The organism is Citromicrobium bathyomarinum, from assembly GCF_038594605.1.
Taxonomy (GTDB): Bacteria; Pseudomonadota; Alphaproteobacteria; order Sphingomonadales; family Sphingomonadaceae; genus Alteriqipengyuania; species Alteriqipengyuania bathyomarina_B.
This window is the reverse complement of record NZ_JBCFZM010000002.1, coordinates 59,438-77,785: the sequence shown is the minus strand read 5'-3', so window position 1 is coordinate 77,785 and position 18,348 is coordinate 59,438. Positions and strand designations below refer to the sequence as shown.

Sequence of the window (18,348 nt, the reverse complement as noted above, 5' to 3'; positions counted from 1 at the left end):
TTTCGTCAGACCTTCTTTTCGGCGAGTTCGGTTTTCTTGAGCGCGCGCTTGGCTGCGCCGCCATCGGCGAGGCCCAGCGCGATGGTGACCAGCGCTTCCTGTTGCGCCTGGTGCCGCTTGGCGAGGCCGGTGGCGGGCGATGCGGCTTCTTCGCGGCCTGCATAGCTGGGGCGCATGCCGTCCTTGCCGGCTTTGGAGAGCGCGGCTTCGATCCTCTCGTTTACGAAGAACCATGCGCCATTGTTGCGCGGCTCTTCCTGGCACCACACGATGCTTTCGAGATTTTTCATCCGCCCGATGCGATCCGCCAGCGGGTCGCCAGGGAAGGGATAGAGCTGTTCGATCCGCACGATCGAGACATCGTCCAGCTCTTCCTCGTCGCGGCGTTCGATCAGGTCGAAAGCGACCTTGCCCGAACACAGGACGAGGCGCTTTACCTTCTCTTCCGCGATCTCCTTCGTATCGGAAAGGATGCGCTTGAACTGGCTGTCGCCCATGAAGTCCTTCGCCGCGCTTTTTGCCATCGGGTGGCGAAGCAGGCTCTTGGGCGTCATGATCACCAGCGGCTTGCGGAACGGACGCAGCATCTGCCGCCGCAGCACGTGGAAGTAATTGTGCGGCATGGTGATGTTGCACACCTGGATATTGTCGTTCGCGCACAATTGCAGGAAGCGTTCGAGCCGCGCGGAGCTGTGCTCCGGCCCCTGGCCTTCGTAGCCATGCGGCAGCAGCATTACGAGCCCGTTGGCGCGCAGCCACTTGACCTCGCCGCTGGCGATGAACTGGTCGATCATGATCTGCGCACCGTTGGCGAAATCGCCGAACTGCGCTTCCCAGAGAACCAGCGTTTTGGGGTCTGCGAGGGCAAAGCCGTATTCGAAGCCGAGCACGCCGTATTCGGATAGCGGGCTGTCGTAGACCTCGAACTTGCCGTGCGGGAGCGTGGTGAGGGGGATGTAGGTCTTCCCCTCTTCCTTCTGATCGTGCCACACCGCGTGGCGCTGACTGAACGTGCCGCGCCCCGAATCCTGGCCGGACAGGCGCACGCCGTAGCCTTCGGTCACGAGGCTGCCATAGGCCAGCGCTTCGCCGGTCGCCCAGTCGAAGCCCTCGCCATGCTCGAACATCTCGCGCTTGGCATCGAGCACGCGGCCCAGCGTGCGGTGGATGCTGACATCGTCGGGCACGGTGGTCAGCGTGCGGCCGAGGCTTTCGAACAGCTTCTTCGGAAGCGCGGTTTCGACGTTGCGACGCGCGGTTTCCGGATCGACCGGCTTGTTGAGGCCCGCCCAGCGACCGCCGAACCAGTCGGCTTCGTTCGCCTTGTAGTTCTTGCCCGCTTCGAACTCTTCCTGAAGATGCGCGGTAAAGTCCTTGCGCTGCTCTTCCACGAAGCCGTCCTCGATCACGCCATCGCTCAGCAGGCGGTCGGAATAGATCACGCTGATCTTGCGATGCTGCTTGATCGCATCGTACATCTGGGGCTGGGTGAAGCTTGGCTCGTCGCCCTCGTTGTGGCCGAAGCGGCGGTAGCACCACATGTCGATCACGATGTCGCGACGGAATTTCTGACGGTATTCGATCGCCAGCTTGCAGGCGAAGGTGACCGCTTCGGGATCGTCGCCGTTCACATGCAGGATCGGCGCCTGCACGCCCTTCGCCACATCGCTCGGGTAGGGCGAGGAACGCGCGAACTTCGGGCTGGTGGTGAAGCCGATCTGGTTGTTGATGATGAAGTGGATGACGCCGCCGGTGTTGTAGCCGGGAATGCCGGAGAAGCTGAGCGTCTCCCACACGATGCCCTGGCCTGCGAAGGCCGCGTCGCCGTGGATCAGCACTGGCAGCACCTGCTCGTGCTGCGCCAGATCGTCGCGGAACGCCTGCTGCGCGCGGGCCTTGCCCAGCACCACCGGATCGACCGCTTCGAGGTGGCTCGGGTTGGGCACCAGGCTCATGTGAACCTTGATCCCGTCGAATTCGCGATCGGTGCTGGTGCCGAGGTGGTATTTCACATCGCCCGAACCGCCGACGTCTTCCGGATTGGCGCTGCCGCCGGAGAATTCGTGGAAGATCACGCGGTACGGCTTGGCCATCACATTGGCGAGCACGTTCAGGCGGCCGCGGTGGGCCATGCCGTAGATGATCTCGCGCACGCCCATCTGGCCGCCATACTTGATGACCGCTTCGAGCGCGGGGATCATCCCTTCGCCGCCGTCGAGCCCGAAACGCTTGGTGCCGACGTATTTCTTGCCGAGGAAGTTTTCGAACTCCTCGCCACGGATCACCGCGGAAAGGATTGCGCGCTTGCCTTCGGGGGTGAACTGGATGACGGCCTCGGGGCCTTCGATCCGGTCCTGCAGGAAGCGGCGCTCCTCCACGTCGGAGATATGCATGTATTCGAGGCCGACCTTGCCGCAGTAATTGGCCTTGAGGCAGGCATAGAGCTCGCGCGGGGTGGTCCAGTCGAGGCCCAGATTGCCACCGACATAGATCTGCCGGTTCATCGCATCTTCGGGGAAGTGCCACTCCAGCTTCAGATCGTCGGGCAAATCGCGCTTGGACAGACCCAGCGGATCGAGATCGGAGGCAAGGTGCCCGCGGACGCGGAAGGTGCGGATCAGCAGCATGGCGCGGATCGCGTCTTCGGCGGCCTGCGTAATGCTCGCCTCGTCGGTCGGCTTGCCCGCCTTCTGCGCCGCCTGCTTGACCGCGAGTTTCATCGCGGTCGGGTCGAGTGCCTGCGTAAGGTCGGTCTCGCTCGCCGAATCGGTCAACGGCCAGCGCGGGTTGGCCCAACTAGGCCCTTGCTGCGCACCGTCCTGATCGCCGAGCTCCGGCAGGAATGACTGGTTTTCGTTACCCATTCTTTGTCACTTCTGAGTCCCAGCGAATGCTGGGACCTCCTTCCGTCAAGTACGTCCTAGACCAAGCGATCGCTCAAATCCGACCACCCCGGGTTGGTCTTCTCGATCAGCTCGATCTTCCAGTCGCGTTTCCAAGCCTTCATCCGCCGCTCCACGACGCGGGCATCGTGGATATTATCGAACCGTTCGAACCATGGGAGGCGCCGACATTGGTATTTCTTTGCAAAGCCGGGCACGCTTCCAGCCCGATGCTGTTCGAGGCGTCTCGCAAGATCATTCGTCGACCCGATGTAGAGAACTCCGTTTTTCCGGTTCGTCAGGATATAGACGAAGCCCTCCCTCAAGCGTTCCTCCTCGCGGTGTGAGCCCCAGCATTCAGCTGGGGCTCACACGCTGGCGTCAGGCGTCTTCCTTCAGCAGCGCGGCCAAAGTCGTGCCCAGTTCGCTTGGGCTCTGCGCCACGCGAATGCCGGCAGCTTCCATCGCCGCGATCTTGTCGTCCGCGCCGCCCTGGCCGCCCGAGACGATCGCGCCTGCGTGGCCCATGCGGCGGCCCGGAGGCGCCGTGCGGCCCGCGATGAAGCCGACGGTCGGCTTCCAGCGGCCCTTGGCCTTCTGGTCGGCGAGGAACTGCGCGGCTTCTTCTTCGGCGCTGCCGCCGATTTCGCCGATCATGATCATGCTCTCGGTTTCCGGATCGTCGAGGAACAGGTCGAGCACGTCGATGAAGTTGGTGCCGTTTACGGGATCGCCGCCGATGCCGACAGCCGTCGTCTGGCCGAGGCCCGCATTGGTCGTCTGGTGCACCGCTTCATAGGTCAGCGTGCCCGAGCGCGAGACCACGCCCACGCTGCCCTTCTTGAAGATCGAGCCCGGCATGATGCCGATCTTGCATTCGCCGGGCGTCAGCACGCCGGGGCAGTTCGGACCGATCAGGCGCGAGTTGCTGCCCGCGAGCGCGGCCTTGGCGCGCACCATGTCGAGCACGGGGATGCCTTCGGTGATCGTCACGATCAGCTCCACGCCCGCGTCGATCGCTTCGCAGATCGCGTCTGCGGCGAAGGGCGGCGGCACGTAGATCACGCTGGCGGTCGCGCCGGTTTCGGCGACGGCTTCCTTCACCGTGTTGAAGTTGGGCAGGCCGAGGTGCGTGGTGCCGCCTTTGCCGGGCGTGACACCGCCGACCATCTGCGTCCCGTAATCGAGCGCCTGCTGCGTGTGGAAAGTGCCGGTTTCGCCGGTCATCCCTTGCGTGATGACCTTGGTGTTCTTGTCTACGAGGATGCTCATTCGGCCGTCTCCTGCTGGTCGGCGGGGGTTGCGGGTGTCTGGGTGGCGGAAATCTCGAATCGCGCCACGGGTTCCTTGGCGTCGCCCGCCGGATCGACGCGCATTTCGTGCCCTTCGAGGGTCCAGAAATAGCTGTTTGCTTCGGCGCGGACGGGCATGCCGATGATTTCCGACAGGCCCTGCAGCGTCGGCGCATAGTCGGTCGTCTGCGCCAGCTTCACGCGCACAAGGCAGGTCTTGTTCTCGACCTGCTCGTCCGCGATCACCACCAGCACCGGGTTGCCCGGCTTCTGGTGTGCGCCGATCACCTTGTTGCGCCCACGGTTGGCGCCGCGCTTTTCCGCGGTCGGAAAGCCGAGGCTTTCGAGGCGGCGGAATTCGACCTTGTCGGTGCTGGTGACAGCCTCGCACGCATCGATCGCCTCGGCGATCTGCGCGGGGGTGGCGACTTCGTCCTCCGCTGCGGCAGCGGGCGCTGCGGCGAGAGCAACGAGCGGTCCGAGAATAAGAAATTTTGTGGGGGCGTTCATTGTTGGGTGACGACCTTGGTGTCTTTGGTTGCGAGGCTGGACATCAGTTTACCTCTTCTTCTGAAAAGCTGCTGCGATTGGTCGATACAATCAAGCCGCGAAGTGTCTGGTATTCTGAAGTATTTGCGGAAAAATAGGCGGTGGCGTTGCCGCCGAGACCGTCGGAGAAACGACCACCCTCCAAGTCATAATATACCGGGCTATCATCTATCTGGCGTTCTTTTATCGGCACCTCAGCCCAAGCTTCCAGGGCCGCGAGATCAAGTTCCGCCGCGTCTGCCTCAACAACCTCGCACTCGAAGATGTAATCCGAGCCCGACAGGGTCGTCGTCTCCCACATCGCTATCTCGGCTCGATTGGAGTTCTTTCGCAGGAATGCGGTCTCGGGCCGGTCGAAAGCAGGGCCATCACGGAGCATCTCTCGGTGCTTACCCATCATGCTCTCGGCGGGAGGGGTGAATTCGACCCACCCATTTTCCTTGGCTTTGGGAAGGCTCGCGCTCAGGTCGCCTTCCCCAAGGCAAGCCTCGTCAAATGCTTCGAGCGCTCCCGCGTCGGCCGCCGCCGCAGCCGCAAGGTCTTCCTGACTTGGTTCGGAAGCGGCGCTGCGTGCAGTCACCAACGGCACTGCAAGGGCAATTGGCAGGAGAGAGCCAAACCTAAGCAAGGCTGCTATCCAGCCCCTTGCAGGCTTCGAGCAGCTCTTCGACCGCGTCGGTGCTGACCTTGAGGTTGGACTTTTCTTCGTCCGACAGCTCGATCTCGATCACGTCCTCGGTGCCGCCCGCGCCGATCACGGTGGGGACGCCCACGTAAAGACCGTCGAGGCCGTACTTGCCCTCGACATAGCTGGCGCAGGGCAGGATGCGCTTCTGGTCGCCCAGATACGCCTCGGCCATGCTGATCGCGCTGGTGGCGGGGGCGTAGTAGGCGGAGCCGTTGCCGAGCAGACCGACGATCTCGCCGCCGCCCTTGCGGGTGCGGTCGACGATTTCGTCGATGCGGCTCTGATCGACGCCCTTGATCTTGGCGAAGTCGTTGACCGGGATGCCGTTGATCGTGGTGTAGCTGGTGACGGGCACCATCGTGTCGCCGTGGCCGCCGAGCACGAAGGCGTTCACGTCCTTCACCGACACGTCGAATTCCCACGCGAGGAAGGTCGCGAAGCGCGCGCTATCGAGCACGCCCGCCATGCCGACCACCTTGTTGTGCGGCAGGCCGGAAAATTCGCGCAGCGCCCAGACCATCGCGTCGAGCGGGTTGGTAATGCAGATCACGAACGCGTCGGGTGCGTTGTTCTTGATGCCTTCGCCGACCGCCTTCATCACCTTGAGGTTGATGCCGAGCAGGTCGTCGCGGCTCATGCCGGGCTTACGCGGCACGCCGGCAGTGACGATGATGACGTCCGCACCGGCAATGTCGGCATAATCGTTGGTGCCCGTGATCTTGGCATCGAAGCCTTCGACCGGGCCGCACTGCGACAGGTCCAGCGCCTTGCCCTGCGGCATGCCCTCGGCAATGTCGAACAGGACGATGTCGCCCATTTCCTTCTTCGCCGCGAGATGGGCGAGGGTGCCTCCGATCATGCCGGAGCCGATGAGGGCGATTTTCTTGCGTCCTGCGGAATTGGCCATGGGGGGTATCAGTCCTTGGGTTGCCGGGGACGCCAGGGAGTCCAGTAACGTATCGCGGGCCCTATGCGCTCCATCGGCGTCCCCGAGGGATTACGCGCAAAAGGCCGCTTTCTGGCGGTGGACCTAGGCCCGGTATGGGGGGATTGCAACCGGCAAAAGAACGCAGAAGTCAGGCTTTTGCGATAATGCTTCTCAACCGCATTTCTCGTCTCACGCAGCGCGCAGTCCGTCGCCATCGCGGTCCTGCGCCAGCAGCATCGCAGCGAGATAATCGGGCACCGCGCGGCTGAAGAAATAGCCCTGGCCAAGCGTGCAGCCGGCTTCGCGGACGGTTTCGACCTGGCATTGTTCCTCGAGGCCCTCGGCCACGATCTCCATCTCCAGCCCACGCCCCATCGCGGCGACCGCCCGGATGATGGCATGCGCACGCGGGCCCGCGTCCTCTCCGGAAACGAAGCAGCGATCGACCTTGATCTTGGAGAACGGGAATTTGTGGATGTACGACAGCGAGGAATAGCCGGTGCCGAAATCGTCGAGTGCGAAGCGCACGCCCTTGGCGGCCAGTTCCTCGATGAAGGCGGCCGTCTGTACGCTGTCTTCGATGAACAGGCTTTCGGTTACTTCCAGCTCCAGCCGCGAAGGGTCGAGCTTCGCCTCGCGCAGGGCCTGTTCGATCGCCAGCACCGCACCCGGGGCCTTGATCTGCAGCGGCGAAAGGTTGACCGCGACGCTTATGTCCTCGGGCCACTGGGCGCAGGCAAGGGCCGCCTGACGGGTGATCCAGTTGCCCAGCGTCACGATCACGCCGGTTTCCTCGGCCACCGGAATAAACTCTGCCGGGCGCAACTCCCCCTTGATCGGGTGGAACCAGCGCAGCAGCGCCTCGAAACAGCGGATGCGACCGGTTTCGAGATCGACGATCGGCTGGTAGAACAGCGACAATTCGTCGCGCTTGATCGCCTGTCGCAGCTCGGCCTCGATCTCGCGGCGGCTGGCGAGTTCGCGGGTCATCGACGGGTCGAAGAAGCGATGGCCGCCGCGCGCGCCGAGCTTGGCGTGATACAGCGCGAGATCGGCGGCCTGCATCAGGCGATCGGCATCGGTCCCGTCGTCGGGCATCAGCGCGATGCCCATCGAACCGCTGAGCTCCATCCGCTCCTTGTCGAAATGCATCGGCCGCATGATCTGTTCGAGGATGCGTCTAGCCAGCGCTTCGCACTGGCTGCGATGGTGGACGTTGCAGAAGAACACGAACTCGTCACCGCCGAAGCGCGCTATCCCCGCACCCTCGGGCAGGCTGTCGCGCAGGCGGCGGGCCACTTCGGACAGCACACGGTCGCCGATCTGGTGGCCGAGCAGGTCGTTGACCTCCTTGAAGCGGTCGAGATCGAGCCAGAACAGCGCCAGCGGTTGTTGCGGGTCGATCTGCATCAGGTGGCTGACCAGCAGATCGTTGAACCCGGCGCGATTGCTCAGGCCGGTGACGATGTCGGTATGCGCGAGGACCTCCATCTTGCGGGCCAGCCGCTCGCTCGTCTGGGCGGACGCGATCGAATTGTGCAGCACGCGCTGCACGTTCAAAGTGACGCTGGCGGTCGACGGGATCGCGATCAGGATCGAGAATCCGAGCATCAGCAGCGCGATCGACCCGTCGAGCAGGCAGGCGATGATGACCGGGATGAAGCTGAGCAGCATCTGGCCGAGCGCGATCATCGGCCGACCGGCGTTGCGCGAGGCGATGCCCATGCCATAGCACAGCGCGCACGAGACCATCATCACTTCCACCTCGACCGGCGCGCCGTAATAGATCGTCATGGCGCCCAGCAGGCCGAACAGCAGGGCATGGCTGAAGGCACCGATCTCGAAGGTCAATTCGAGCATGCGGGTAGACGCTCTGGTCGTCGTTGCCAACGCATAGGAGGCAAGCACCCGCGCGATCACGATGACCGTCATGGCGACCACCGCGACGATGACTGGCGTGGTGGGCACGAAGAACGCGGTCACGACGGCCGTCACGATGCCGATGGCGGCACCCACTGCGAGGCTGAGAGGCTGGGTATAGAGGCTCGATACGAGCGTGCGCCTGGCGCGTTCGCTCATTTCGTCGCCCGAAAGCAGACGCTGCCATTTCGCAAAGGCGGCCCGGATCTTATACGGCATCATCGTGACGACCGGAGTACGCATTAACCGTCACGAAATGCTTAACGCGCGCGTTACCACGCCGGTGCCCGGAAATCCGCGCCCTGCTAGAAAATGTTCGGGCGATCCGCCTCTCAGACGGCGCTCCCCCATCCAGCGCAGAGCGTTCCTGCCAGCCTCCGGTCGAGCGCGCGGCAGACATTGGCCCAGAAATCGAAGCCCGCCTGATCGCCCGTTTCCAGTGCGGCGCGGGCCCGCGCATGCGCGTCGCGCGCGGCATTCAGATGATGCTGCGCGAAATGGGTCAGCGCGGCGTGGATTTCCTCTTCGCTCTGCGGCTCGCGCCCGGGGGCGAGGTTGTCGTTGGCCGGTTCGGGGATACGGACGGGCAGGGGGCCGCCCTGCGAGAGGCGATAGGTGGGGCGGCTGGGGGCAAGGCCACGATGCATGCGTATGGGGATCCTGCGTTGGGGGATGGGATCAATGCTGACGGCAATAGCGTGCTGCGCGTGAATCTTTCGCGGATAATCAGGGTTTCCGCCAATTAACCACGGCGTCGCTATCCGGAGACCTGCCGGGAAAGTGGCCTCCTCGACGACGGCTCAGTTGGGCTGGGCGATCCACTGCCCGCTATTGGAATATTCGGGCCGGACGCTGCCCGGTCCCTCGCGCGGGGGCTGGCTTTGCTGCCTGGGAGACTGCGGCTGCGCGGGTGCGGTGCCCTGCTCCGACCGGGCGCGTTCGGTATCGGCGGCGGGCGTGGCGGCTGTCATGGTCCCCGCCTCGTATTCGCGCGCGATGGCGACCGGATCGGGGGCGGGCTCGCTTGCCTGTGCAGCCCGGGCGGGCGCGGGCGAAGGCTCGCCTCCGCTGTAGAAATCGCTGAACGCGTCGGGGCGGCTCGCCGCGCCGGGCCAGCGATAGAAGCGATGCGCGCCGATGGTGCCGATATGGGCGAGGCTGGGGGCCCAGTACGGGTTGACCCAGGTGGTGTGATAATGGGTCGCGAGCCCGACCGGCGCGTAGACCTGGCCTGACAGCGCGCGCCGCGACACCGCGAGCGCCCGCGCCCAGTAGGTTGCCGAGGGCTTGCGCGCCAGCGACCCGTCGCAGGTGAAGCTGAACTGGCACCCGGTGCGTCGCTGCGATCCCTGATAGACCACGCCGCATACCGTCTTGGGATAGGCTGGGTGCGCCACGCGGTTGAGCACGACCTGCGCCACCGCGCGCTGCCCGCCTTCGCTCTCGCTCGCCGCTTCGTAATAGACGGCCTTGGCGAGGCAATCGAGCGCGCGCGCCTTGTCGATGCCCGTACCCCGGCTCACGAAGCCGCGCGCGGCTGGGCCTGCCGACTGGATCGCGATCGCCGCGTCGGGGTCGCCGTTCCATGCCTCGATCGGGTTGATCCCCTTGCCGGGCTCTACGCTGACATTCGCGGTGCTGGCGGCAGCGGGCGGATCGGCGAGGAAATAGAGCGCCGATCCGGGGAAACTCGCGCCCGGCTGTTCGAAGGGCAGCGGTTCGATCAGGCTGTCGGCCACGATCTCGCTCGCCTGCGGGGCCATTTCGGGCAGGCGCCACTCCGCCTGCGCCGCCATTCCCGGAATGGCTACCGCAGCCAGCAGCACGGCCACGCCGCGCCAGGCCTTGCGGGCGGGCACGGGGCGTTTCGTCTGTAGTTTCGGGCGGCGGAGGTGGGGCAAGCGGGTCCTGACTTGGGGCGGAGCGGGGGGCGCTCCCAGCCTAGGCGTTAAGGTTTCGCGATGCGCGGTCGGCCGGGCGCACCGTATTCTAACGGGACACCCCGGTGCGAAGCGTTAAGAGCCAGGGTTAACGCCAGCCTGCCTATGTCTCCGCAATGTTGCGCGCCCGCAACCAAGCCTCTAAGGGCGGCCAGGTATCGCAGGTGCGACCGGTCAGCAGTGGCCGTTCGCCTAAGAGGGAACGAGGTCCAATGCCTCGGCTGCCCCCGCAACTGTGACCGGGGAGGTTGCCCCAACCAGGCCACTGCTGCGCCCTTTACGGGGCTGGCGGGAAGGCGGGAGCGACCAGCGATCCGGGAGCCAGGAGACCTGCCCGCGATGCGTCGTTCGAGCCACGGGCGGGGTGCACCGGGGCAGCGGAGGAAAGGCGCGGGGTCATTCCACGCCTTCCGTCATGAGCGACAGTGATGCTTGTGATGGAGGAATTATGCGTACATTTCTGTTTCTGGGTGGCTCGATCCTGGGTCTGACGGCGCCTGCCTTTGCGCAGGATGCGGCGCCCCCTGCCGACGAACCGCTCGTGCTGGCTTCGGATGCCTACGAGACGCCCGAAGAATCGATTACGGTCACGGTCACCGGCAACCCCAGCGAGGTCGAGGATTCCGGCCAGCCGGTAACGGTGATCGGTTACGAGGAAATCGCCGACATTCAGGGGCCCGACCTCACGCGCGTTCTCCAGCGGGTGCCCGGCGTCACCATCAACCGCAATGGCGGGCTCGGCGCGACCACCGGGGTTTCGGTGCGCGGCGCGGCCAGCGACCAGCTGCTCGTGCTGATCGACGGGGTGCGCGTCGCCGATACGGCCGCCCCGTCGACCGCGTTCGATTTCGGCACGCTCTCGGCCAGCAACCTCGCGAAGGTCGAGCTGCTGCGCGGCTCCAACTCGGTCGTCTGGGGGGCGGATGCCCTCGCAGGCGTGCTGGTCGCCTCCACGATCGAACGCACCGGCCTTGCCGGATCGGTCGAGGCAGGGTCGCGCAATACCGTTTCTTCGAGCGTCGAGGGCGGGATCGCGGGCGATATCGGCTTCATCGGCGGATCGATGAATTACCTCACCACCAACGGTTTCTCCGCTGCTGCGAACGGGACCGAGGCCGACGGGTACGATCAATTCGCGGGCAACCTGCGCGCGCGTGCCTACATCTCGCGCCAGTTCGAACTGTTCGGCAGCTACCGCTATGCCGAGGGCACGCTGGAGGTCGACGGCTTCCCTGCGCCCACCTACGCGCTGGCCGACACCTTCGAGGTGCAGGAAACGCGCCAGCAGTCGGGCAGCATCGGCGCGATCTACGATAGCGGGCCGCTCTACTTGCGCGGTGCCTACAGCTTTTCGGACACGCAGCGCGACAACCTGCCGAGTGCGGGCGCTGCGCCGACCTTCGAAAGCGATGGCGAATCCGAACGCGTCGAACTGCGCGGCGAATGGCGCCCGATCGGGCCGCTGATCGTCAATTTCGGGGCGGAGAACCTGTGGTCGCAATACGAGAGCGTTTCCTACGGGGCGGCGACCGGAGAGGAGACCGGCATTTTCGGTGCATATGCGCAGCTCGGTATCGAGTTTCGCGGGCTCTCGGGCCATGTCGGCGTGCGGCAGGACGAGCATGAGGATTTCGGCGGCGCAACCAGCTTCGGCGGCGACCTGACCTATGAAATCGCGGACGGACTGCGCCTGCGTGCCAGCGTGGGCGAGGGCTTCAAAGCTCCGTCGCTCTACCAGCTGTTCTCCGATTACGGCAATGCGACGCTCCAGCCTGAAGAGAGCACCAGCTACGATCTGGGCATCGCCTACGGCACGCGGATTTCGCCGGTCTATGCCAGCGTCACGGCGTTCCAGCGCGATAGCGAGAACCTGATCGGCTTCATCGGCTGCTCGGCGCCGCTCACCGGCATTTGCGAGAACCGGCCCTTCGGAACATACGATAACGTGGCGCAGGCGCGCGCTCGCGGGATCGAGGTGGAAGCGGGCGCATCGCCGTTCGACGGCCTGATGCTGCGTGCGGCCTATGCTTATACGCAGGCCGTGGATCGCAGCGAGGGCACCGCCAATTTCGGCAACGAACTGGCCCGCCGTCCGCAGCACGCGGGCACTCTGTCGGTCGACTGGGCGCTTGCGCCCGAGAGTGTCGGCGTGCCGGTGATCGGCGGCGACCTGCGGATCGTGGGCCGGGCCTTCGACGATGCGGCAAACGTGAGACGGCTGGATGGATACACGGTGCTCGACCTGCGGGTCGCGGTGCCGCTGGGGCTGGTTGCGGGCGAGCGCCCGGTCGAGCTCTTCGGCCGGGTCGAGAATGTCTTCGACGAGGATTACCAGACCGCCGCCGGGTACAACCAGACGCCGCGCGGGGTGTTTGCCGGAGTCCGGGTGGGGCTGTGACGATGCGCGGCCTCGCGCTAGGTTTCGCACTAGCGGCGGCAGCGTGCTCGGCTCCGGCCGAGCCGCCCGCCGAGGGGCAATTGCGCATCGTCAGCCTCAACCCGTGCAGCGATGCGATCCTCGCCGAGGTCGCGCCCGACAAGCTCGTCGCGGTCTCGCACTACAGCCACGATCCCTCCGCCGGGTCGATGCCGGTGGAGGAGGCGCGCCGCTGGCCCGCCACGAGTGGCTCGGTGGAGGAAATCCTCGCGGCCCATGCGGATATGGCGGTCGCGTCGAGCTTCCTGCCGCCCGCGACCCGCGCCGCGCTGGACCAGCTCGGGATTCCGGTGGTGGTGCTGGGCATGTCGAACAGCGTCGAGGAGAACCTCGCGCAGGTGCGCGAGCTGGCCGATGCGGTCGGCGAAGCGCAGGCGGGCGAAGCGCTGGTCGCACGGATCGAAACCGCGCTGGCCGCCGCCGCGCCTCCCACCGACAGCAAAGGCCCGCAGACGATCCTGTGGCAGCCGGGCGGAATCGTGCCGGGCGAGGGGGCGCTGGTGGTCGATCTGATGCGCCGCGTCGGCCTGCAACCCGCCGCGGCGACGCGCGGGCTGGGGCAGGGCGACCGCCTGCCTCTGGAAGCCGTGCTGATCGACCCGCCCGAGCTGTTGCTGCACGCAGGTCCATCGGGCGACGAGGAATCGCGCACGCTCCAGCACCCCGCCTTGCGCAAGTTGACGACGCGGCGCGCCGAGTTTGCCCCGCAGCTCTATTTCTGCGGCGGGCCGAGCCTGATCCGCGCCGCCGAGCGCCTCGCCGCGATCCGGGATGAGCAGACATGAGCCGCGCCTCGGCAATCCTGCTCGTATGCCTGCTGGTCGCGATCCCGCTGTCGCTGGTCGCGGGGCGCGCCGCCATCCTTTCGCTCGACGAAGCACGCGCGCTGCTCATCGTCACCGAACTGCGGCTGCCGCGCGCGCTGCTCGCAGTGACCGTTGGCGCGGGCCTCGGCGCGGCGGGGGCGGCGATGCAGGGCTACCTGCGCAATCCGCTCGCCGATCCGGGCCTGTTCGGCATCGCGCCCGGAGCGGCGCTGGGCGCGGTGCTGAGCTTTTCCTTCGGCTACACGGCGAGCGGTCTCCTCCTTCCCATGCTCGCGCTGGTCGGCGCCGGCGGCGCGATGGCGCTGCTCGCGCTGCTGGCGGGCAGGGGCGGCGGGATCGCGCTCTTCACGCTCGCGGGGCTGATGATCGCGAGCCTCGCGGGCGCGCTGACCAGCCTCGTGATCAGCCTTGCGCCCAACCCCTGGGCGCTCAGCGAAATCGTGACTTGGCTGATGGGCGCGCTGACCGATCGCAGCTGGGCCGACGTCGCACTGGCCGCGCCGATGACGCTGCTGGGCATCGCGATCCTGACGCGCGCCGCACCCGCGCTCGATGCACTGACGCTGGGCGAGGATGCGGCGCGTTCGATGGGCGTGGACATGGAACGGCTGTTGCTGCTGCTGGTGCTCGGCGTGGGCCTGACCATCGGTAGCGGTGTGGCGGTCGCGGGGATCATCGGCTTCGTCGGCCTGATGGTGCCGCATCTGGTCCGCCCGCTGACCGATCGCCGCCCGTCCTCGCTGATCGTGCCGAGCGCGCTTGGCGGCGCGCTGCTGGTGCTGGTGGCGGACAGCGTGTTGCGGATGCTGCCGCTGGTCAGCGAATTGCGGCTGGGCATTGCGCTGTCGCTGATCGGTGCGCCGTTCTTCCTGTGGCTGCTGCTGCGCCTGCGCCGTGGCGGCGGGTTGGGTCTGACATGACGCATGAGAAGACCGCGATCGACGTGCGCGACCTTGCGCTGGACGGTCGGCTGCACGGCGTATCCACGCGGATACTCAAGGGGCAGGTGACCGCGATTTGCGGGCCCAACGGGGCGGGCAAATCGACCCTGCTGCGGCTGCTGGCCGGGGCGCTGGTGCCGTCCGCTGGCGAGGCGCTGCTCGATGGCGATCGCATGCACGACATGCATCCGCGAACCCGCGCGCGCGCGATCGGCTACCTGCCGCAGGAGCCGCAGATCGCTTGGGACTTGTCGGTCCGCAATCTCGTCTCGCTCGGTCGGCTGGCGCATGGCGATGCACGCCGCGAACCGATCGATGCGGCGCTGGCGGCGATGGGGCTGGAGGATTTCGCGGATCGCCCGGTCTCGACGCTCTCCGGTGGCGAGCGGGCGCGGGTGCTGCTGGCGCGGGTGCTGGCGGGCGAACCGCGCTTCATCCTCGCGGACGAGCCGTTCGCATCGCTCGACCTTGCGTTTCAGGCCTCGCTCGCCCGGCATCTTCGCACTCAGGCTGACGAGGGCAGGGGGGTGGTCGCGGTGGCCCACGATCTGGGGCTTGCGCACAAAATCGCGGACCGGGTGCTGTTGTTGAAGGATGGCAAGCTACACGCCGACGGCCCGCCTGCCGAGGCGCTCTCGACCGAGAACCTGCGCGCGGTCTTCGGCGTGGACGCGCACTGGCTGGGCGAAGAAGGCGCGCGGGTGCTGGCGGTGACGCGGTAGGCGCGCCCAACCGCCGTCGTTATCGGTCAGGCGAAGCGGCGAGAAACCTCCCCGCCGCGCCCGTTCGGGTACGCCTGCGACCCGGCCCTGCCATGCCTCGACGGGCGTGAAGAAGGTGTCGTTCATCCCGAACGGAACGAACAGGGCCTGCTGTGCAAGGCGATCGAGCGGGGTGTCGATCGCGGCCGTCGCATAGTGGGCCGCCATGACGTAGTTCTCGCCCGAATACTGTGCCCGCGTGCCCGGCTCCCAGTCGAGGCGGAGCTTGCCGCCCTCCATGCGATCGCGCCAGTTGTCGGGAATACCGGTGCGATGCGACAATGCGTGGCGCAGCGTGATTTTCTGCGCGCGCGGGTCGTCGGTGAGGTCGCGATCGACGAACTGCGTCGCCAGCGGGGTATCGAGGTCGAGCGTGTCCCTGGCGACCATGCGCAGGAAGGTCTCCGCCACCAGCGGCTTGGTAAGCGAGGCGATATTGTAGAGCGTGTTCGCGTCGGCGGGTTCTCCCGGCGCACGCTCGCCATAGACCGCAGTCCAGGCAACCTCGCCATCCACGATATAACCGACCGCCACGCTCGGCACGTCGTTCGCTTCGAGCAGGCCGGGCGCATTCGCATCGAGCGTCTGGCGCGCCTGTTCCGCGCTCATGCCATGGGCCATGAGCGGTGCCGCCCCCGCCAGTGCGATCGAACCGACGGCAATTCCAACCCATCTCATGCAACTTTCCCTCCGCTGCTGGTTTAGCAATCTAATACACCAATACAGCATGAGGCAGGTCGAACCATGTCTTTGGTCGAAATGAAAAGGCCGGGTGCGCAGACCCGGCCTTTCCTCAATCGGATAGTGCGGGCGCCGAAGCGCCGCGCGCCTAGTTTGCGCTCGATGCGCCGCCGTCCACCGCCCCGGCAGGCAGCTTGCCGTCGGAGGAGTCCCCGGCGGTCTGCTCGGGCGTGCCGGGCTGTTCTTCCGCCAGGCCCAGCGCGATCAGCATGTACTGCACATCCGGATCGCGGCCTGCGAAGTCGCGATACATCTCGCTATAATCGCGCGTGCCGCCCTGGCTGAGCACGGTCTCGCGATAGTGATCGCCATTCTCGCGCGTCAGGCCACCGTTCTGGAGGAACCAAGCGCGGCTGTCGCGGTCCAGCATCTGGGTCCACAGATAGCTGTAGTACCCGGCCGAATAGCCTGCAGGGCCCGAGAAGATGTGGTTGAAGTAGGTCGTGCGGTAACGCGGCGGCACCAGATCGACCTCCAGCCCCAGATCGCGCAGCGCGCTGTCTTCGTAGGCAGAGACCTTCTCCGGCGTGTCGATCGCCGCAGCCTCTGCTTTCGAGAGCGCGTGCCATTTCATGTCGAGCAGCGCGGCCTCGACCACTTCGCCGAAGTCGTAGCCCTGGTTGAACTTGGACGATGCCTCGATCTTGTCGACCAGCTCGGTCGGGATCGTTTCACCCGTATCGACGTGCTTGGCGTAGTTGCGCAGCACTTCGGGGTAGGTCGCCCACATTTCGTGGACCTGGCTCGGGTATTCCACGAAGTCTCGCGCGGTCGCCGTGCCTGAAAGGCTGGGATAAGTCTGATCCGCGAAGAAACCGTGCAGCGCATGCCCGAATTCGTGGAAGGCGGTGTTCACCCAGTCGAAGCTGACCAGCTGCGGCTCGCCGTCCGGCGCCTTGGGAATGTTGAGCACGTTGTAGATGACGGGCTTCTCGTTCCACAGATAGGATTGGTCGACGAAGTTGCTCATCCATGCACCGCCGCGCTTTGACGGGCGCTGGAACGGGTCGAAGTAGAACACGCCCAGATCCGAACCGTCGCGGTCTTTCACGGTGTAGACCCACACATCGGGGTGATAGACGGGCAGGTCGGTACGCCGTTCGAATGTCAGGCCGTAGAGTTTCTCGGCCATGTAGAACACGCCGTCTTCCAGCACCTTGTCGAGCTGGAAATACTGCATCACTTCGTCGTCATCGACCTGGTACTGCTCGGCCTTGATCTGGTTGGCATAACGATACCAGTCCCACGGCTGGACCTCGAAATCGCCGCCCTCTTCGGCGATCTTCTCGGTCAGCAGCGCGCCTTCGCGACGCTGGGTTTCGGCCAGCGCGGGGACCATCTGCCCCATGAAGTCGAGTGCGGCCTGCGGGCTTTCGACCATCCGGTCATACATGGTGTAGCTGGCCCAGTCGGGCTCGCCGAACAGCGCGGCTTTCTCGGCGCGCAGTTCGACGATCTTGGCGACCAGTTCGCGCGTGTCGACATCGGTGGTGCCGTCGGCGCGGTGGTAGCTCGCCATGAACAGCTTCTCGCGCGCGGCGCGGTTTTCCATGCTCGGCAGCAGCGGTTGCTGCGTCGTGTTCTGGAGCGCGATCGCGTACTTGCCGGGCTGGCCTTCTTCCTCGGCCAGTTTGGCGGCGGAGGTGATGTCGCTTTCGGAAAGGCCGGCCAGATCTTCGCGGCTGTCGAAGAACACCGGCTGATCCGCCATCGCATTGCGCGCTTCCTGCGCGAACTCGGTGGTGACGGTCGAAAGCTCGGTGTTGATTTCCTTGACCCGCTCACGCTCGGCGTCGGTCAGTTCCGCGCCCGCATGGACCATGCTCTTGTAGGTTTCTTCCAACAGCTTGGCGTCTTCGGGCGTCATGCTCATAGCTGCGCGATTGTCGTACACCGCCTTCACCCGCGCAAACAGTTCGGGGTTCAGGACGATGCTGTCCGAATGCGCGGAAAGCCTGGGGCTGATCTCGGTATTGATCTCGTCGAGGCGATCATTGGTGTTGGTGCCGGTGAGATGGAAGAACACCGCGCCCACGCGGCTCAGCATGCGGCCCGACTTTTCGAGCGCGACGATCGTGTTCTCGAACGTCGGCTGGGCGGGATTGTCGACGATCCGCTGGATTTCGCCCTTCTGGATCGCCATCGCCTTCTCGAAAGCGGGCATGTAGTCGTCTTCCGAAATCGCATCGAAATCGGGCGCCTTGAACGGCAGGCTGCTTTCCAGCTCGAAATAGTTGGCGCCCTCGAGGCTATCCTGCGTGGTGACGGTGGTGCTGGTATTTGTCTGGGCTATGGCCGCTCCGTGAAAACCGCCGCTCAAGGCGAGGCTTGCGGCGGTGGCGAGAAGAATGCGCATTCTGCGGGTCTCCGGTTTGGTTATCGATGAAAATTGCGTTGGCTCATGGCCTAGCAGCGTGGAGTTGAACAGTGGCTGGCCGATTG

Annotated in this window: 15 protein-coding genes and 1 riboswitch; of the genes, 4 read left to right on the top strand and 11 right to left on the bottom strand. The window is 65.5% G+C overall.

From position 1 onward, the window contains the following. Positions 1 to 5 precede the first annotated feature (5 nt). The 9 genes from AAG612_RS07245 to AAG612_RS07205 all read right to left on the bottom strand — a co-directional run bounded on the left by AAG612_RS07245 (position 6) and on the right by AAG612_RS07205 (position 10,118). Positions 6 to 2,864, bottom strand: a complete 2,859-nt coding sequence (locus AAG612_RS07245) for a 2-oxoglutarate dehydrogenase E1 component (RefSeq protein WP_342508779.1) — start codon at positions 2,862 to 2,864, stop codon at positions 6 to 8. Positions 2,865 to 2,920: 56 nt separating this feature from the next. Beyond that, positions 2,921 to 3,208, bottom strand: coding sequence for a GIY-YIG nuclease family protein (locus AAG612_RS07240; protein WP_342508777.1), 288 nt, complete (start codon positions 3,206 to 3,208; stop codon positions 2,921 to 2,923). Between the two features lie 55 nt (positions 3,209 to 3,263). Further along, positions 3,264 to 4,154 carry a succinate--CoA ligase subunit alpha gene (gene sucD / locus AAG612_RS07235; protein WP_342508775.1) on the bottom strand — a complete coding sequence of 297 codons (891 nt, stop codon included), beginning with the start codon at positions 4,152 to 4,154 and terminating at the stop codon, positions 3,264 to 3,266. Then, on the bottom strand, positions 4,151 to 4,684 hold the full coding sequence (locus AAG612_RS07230; protein ID WP_342508772.1) for a hypothetical protein: 534 nt from the start codon (positions 4,682 to 4,684) through the stop codon (positions 4,151 to 4,153). Before AAG612_RS07230 ends, sucD begins: the two co-directional genes overlap by 4 nt. A 43-nt stretch (positions 4,685 to 4,727) precedes the next feature. Beyond that, complete coding sequence (locus AAG612_RS07225) at positions 4,728 to 5,303, bottom strand: hypothetical protein (protein WP_342508770.1); 576 nt, start codon at positions 5,301 to 5,303, stop codon at positions 4,728 to 4,730. A gap of 40 nt (positions 5,304 to 5,343) precedes the next feature. Continuing rightward, positions 5,344 to 6,318 (bottom strand): malate dehydrogenase, encoded by a 975-nt coding sequence (gene mdh, locus AAG612_RS07220; RefSeq protein WP_342508768.1) that lies wholly within the window; start codon positions 6,316 to 6,318, stop codon positions 5,344 to 5,346. 210 nt (positions 6,319 to 6,528) lie between these two features. Further along, a complete protein-coding gene (locus AAG612_RS07215) occupies positions 6,529 to 8,418 on the bottom strand; it encodes a putative bifunctional diguanylate cyclase/phosphodiesterase (RefSeq protein WP_342508766.1) in 1,890 nt (629 codons plus the stop codon). A gap of 173 nt (positions 8,419 to 8,591) precedes the next feature. Then, positions 8,592 to 8,906: a hypothetical protein gene (locus AAG612_RS07210; protein ID WP_342508764.1), complete on the bottom strand. Its 315-nt coding sequence runs from the start codon at positions 8,904 to 8,906 to the stop codon at positions 8,592 to 8,594. A 153-nt stretch (positions 8,907 to 9,059) separates the two neighbouring features. Then, positions 9,060 to 10,118, bottom strand: coding sequence for a cell wall hydrolase (locus tag AAG612_RS07205; RefSeq protein WP_342508762.1), 1,059 nt, complete (start codon positions 10,116 to 10,118; stop codon positions 9,060 to 9,062). 226 nt (positions 10,119 to 10,344) lie between these two features. After that, positions 10,345 to 10,551: riboswitch (cobalamin riboswitch) on the top strand. 96 nt (positions 10,552 to 10,647) lie between these two features. Between AAG612_RS07205 and AAG612_RS07200 the strand changes: the two genes are divergently transcribed. The 4 genes from AAG612_RS07200 to AAG612_RS07185 are packed head-to-tail and all read left to right on the top strand — an operon-like array spanning position 10,648 to position 15,126. Further along, on the top strand, positions 10,648 to 12,597 hold the full coding sequence (locus AAG612_RS07200; protein ID WP_342508760.1) for a TonB-dependent receptor plug domain-containing protein: 1,950 nt from the start codon (positions 10,648 to 10,650) through the stop codon (positions 12,595 to 12,597). 2 nt (positions 12,598 to 12,599) lie between these two features. Then, positions 12,600 to 13,421, top strand: coding sequence for an ABC transporter substrate-binding protein (locus AAG612_RS07195; RefSeq protein ID WP_342510317.1), 822 nt, complete (start codon positions 12,600 to 12,602; stop codon positions 13,419 to 13,421). After that, the gene (locus tag AAG612_RS07190; RefSeq protein ID WP_342508758.1) at positions 13,418 to 14,383 is read left to right on the top strand and encodes a FecCD family ABC transporter permease; all 966 of its coding nucleotides are present in this window, start codon (positions 13,418 to 13,420) and stop codon (positions 14,381 to 14,383) included. Before AAG612_RS07195 ends, AAG612_RS07190 begins: the two co-directional genes overlap by 4 nt. Continuing rightward, positions 14,380 to 15,126 carry an ABC transporter ATP-binding protein gene (locus AAG612_RS07185; RefSeq protein ID WP_342508756.1) on the top strand — a complete coding sequence of 249 codons (747 nt, stop codon included), beginning with the start codon at positions 14,380 to 14,382 and terminating at the stop codon, positions 15,124 to 15,126. Before AAG612_RS07190 ends, AAG612_RS07185 begins: the two co-directional genes overlap by 4 nt. On the opposite strand, the gene AAG612_RS07180 is transcribed toward AAG612_RS07185, so the two are convergent. Beyond that, entirely contained in the window at positions 15,007 to 15,843 is an 837-nt protein-coding gene (locus AAG612_RS07180; protein WP_342508754.1) for a serine hydrolase domain-containing protein, read from the bottom strand. The genes AAG612_RS07185 and AAG612_RS07180 overlap by 120 nt on opposite strands. A 151-nt stretch (positions 15,844 to 15,994) precedes the next feature. Next, positions 15,995 to 18,262: a M3 family metallopeptidase gene (locus tag AAG612_RS07175; protein ID WP_342508752.1), complete on the bottom strand. Its 2,268-nt coding sequence runs from the start codon at positions 18,260 to 18,262 to the stop codon at positions 15,995 to 15,997. Between the last annotated feature and the right edge of the window lie 86 nt (positions 18,263 to 18,348).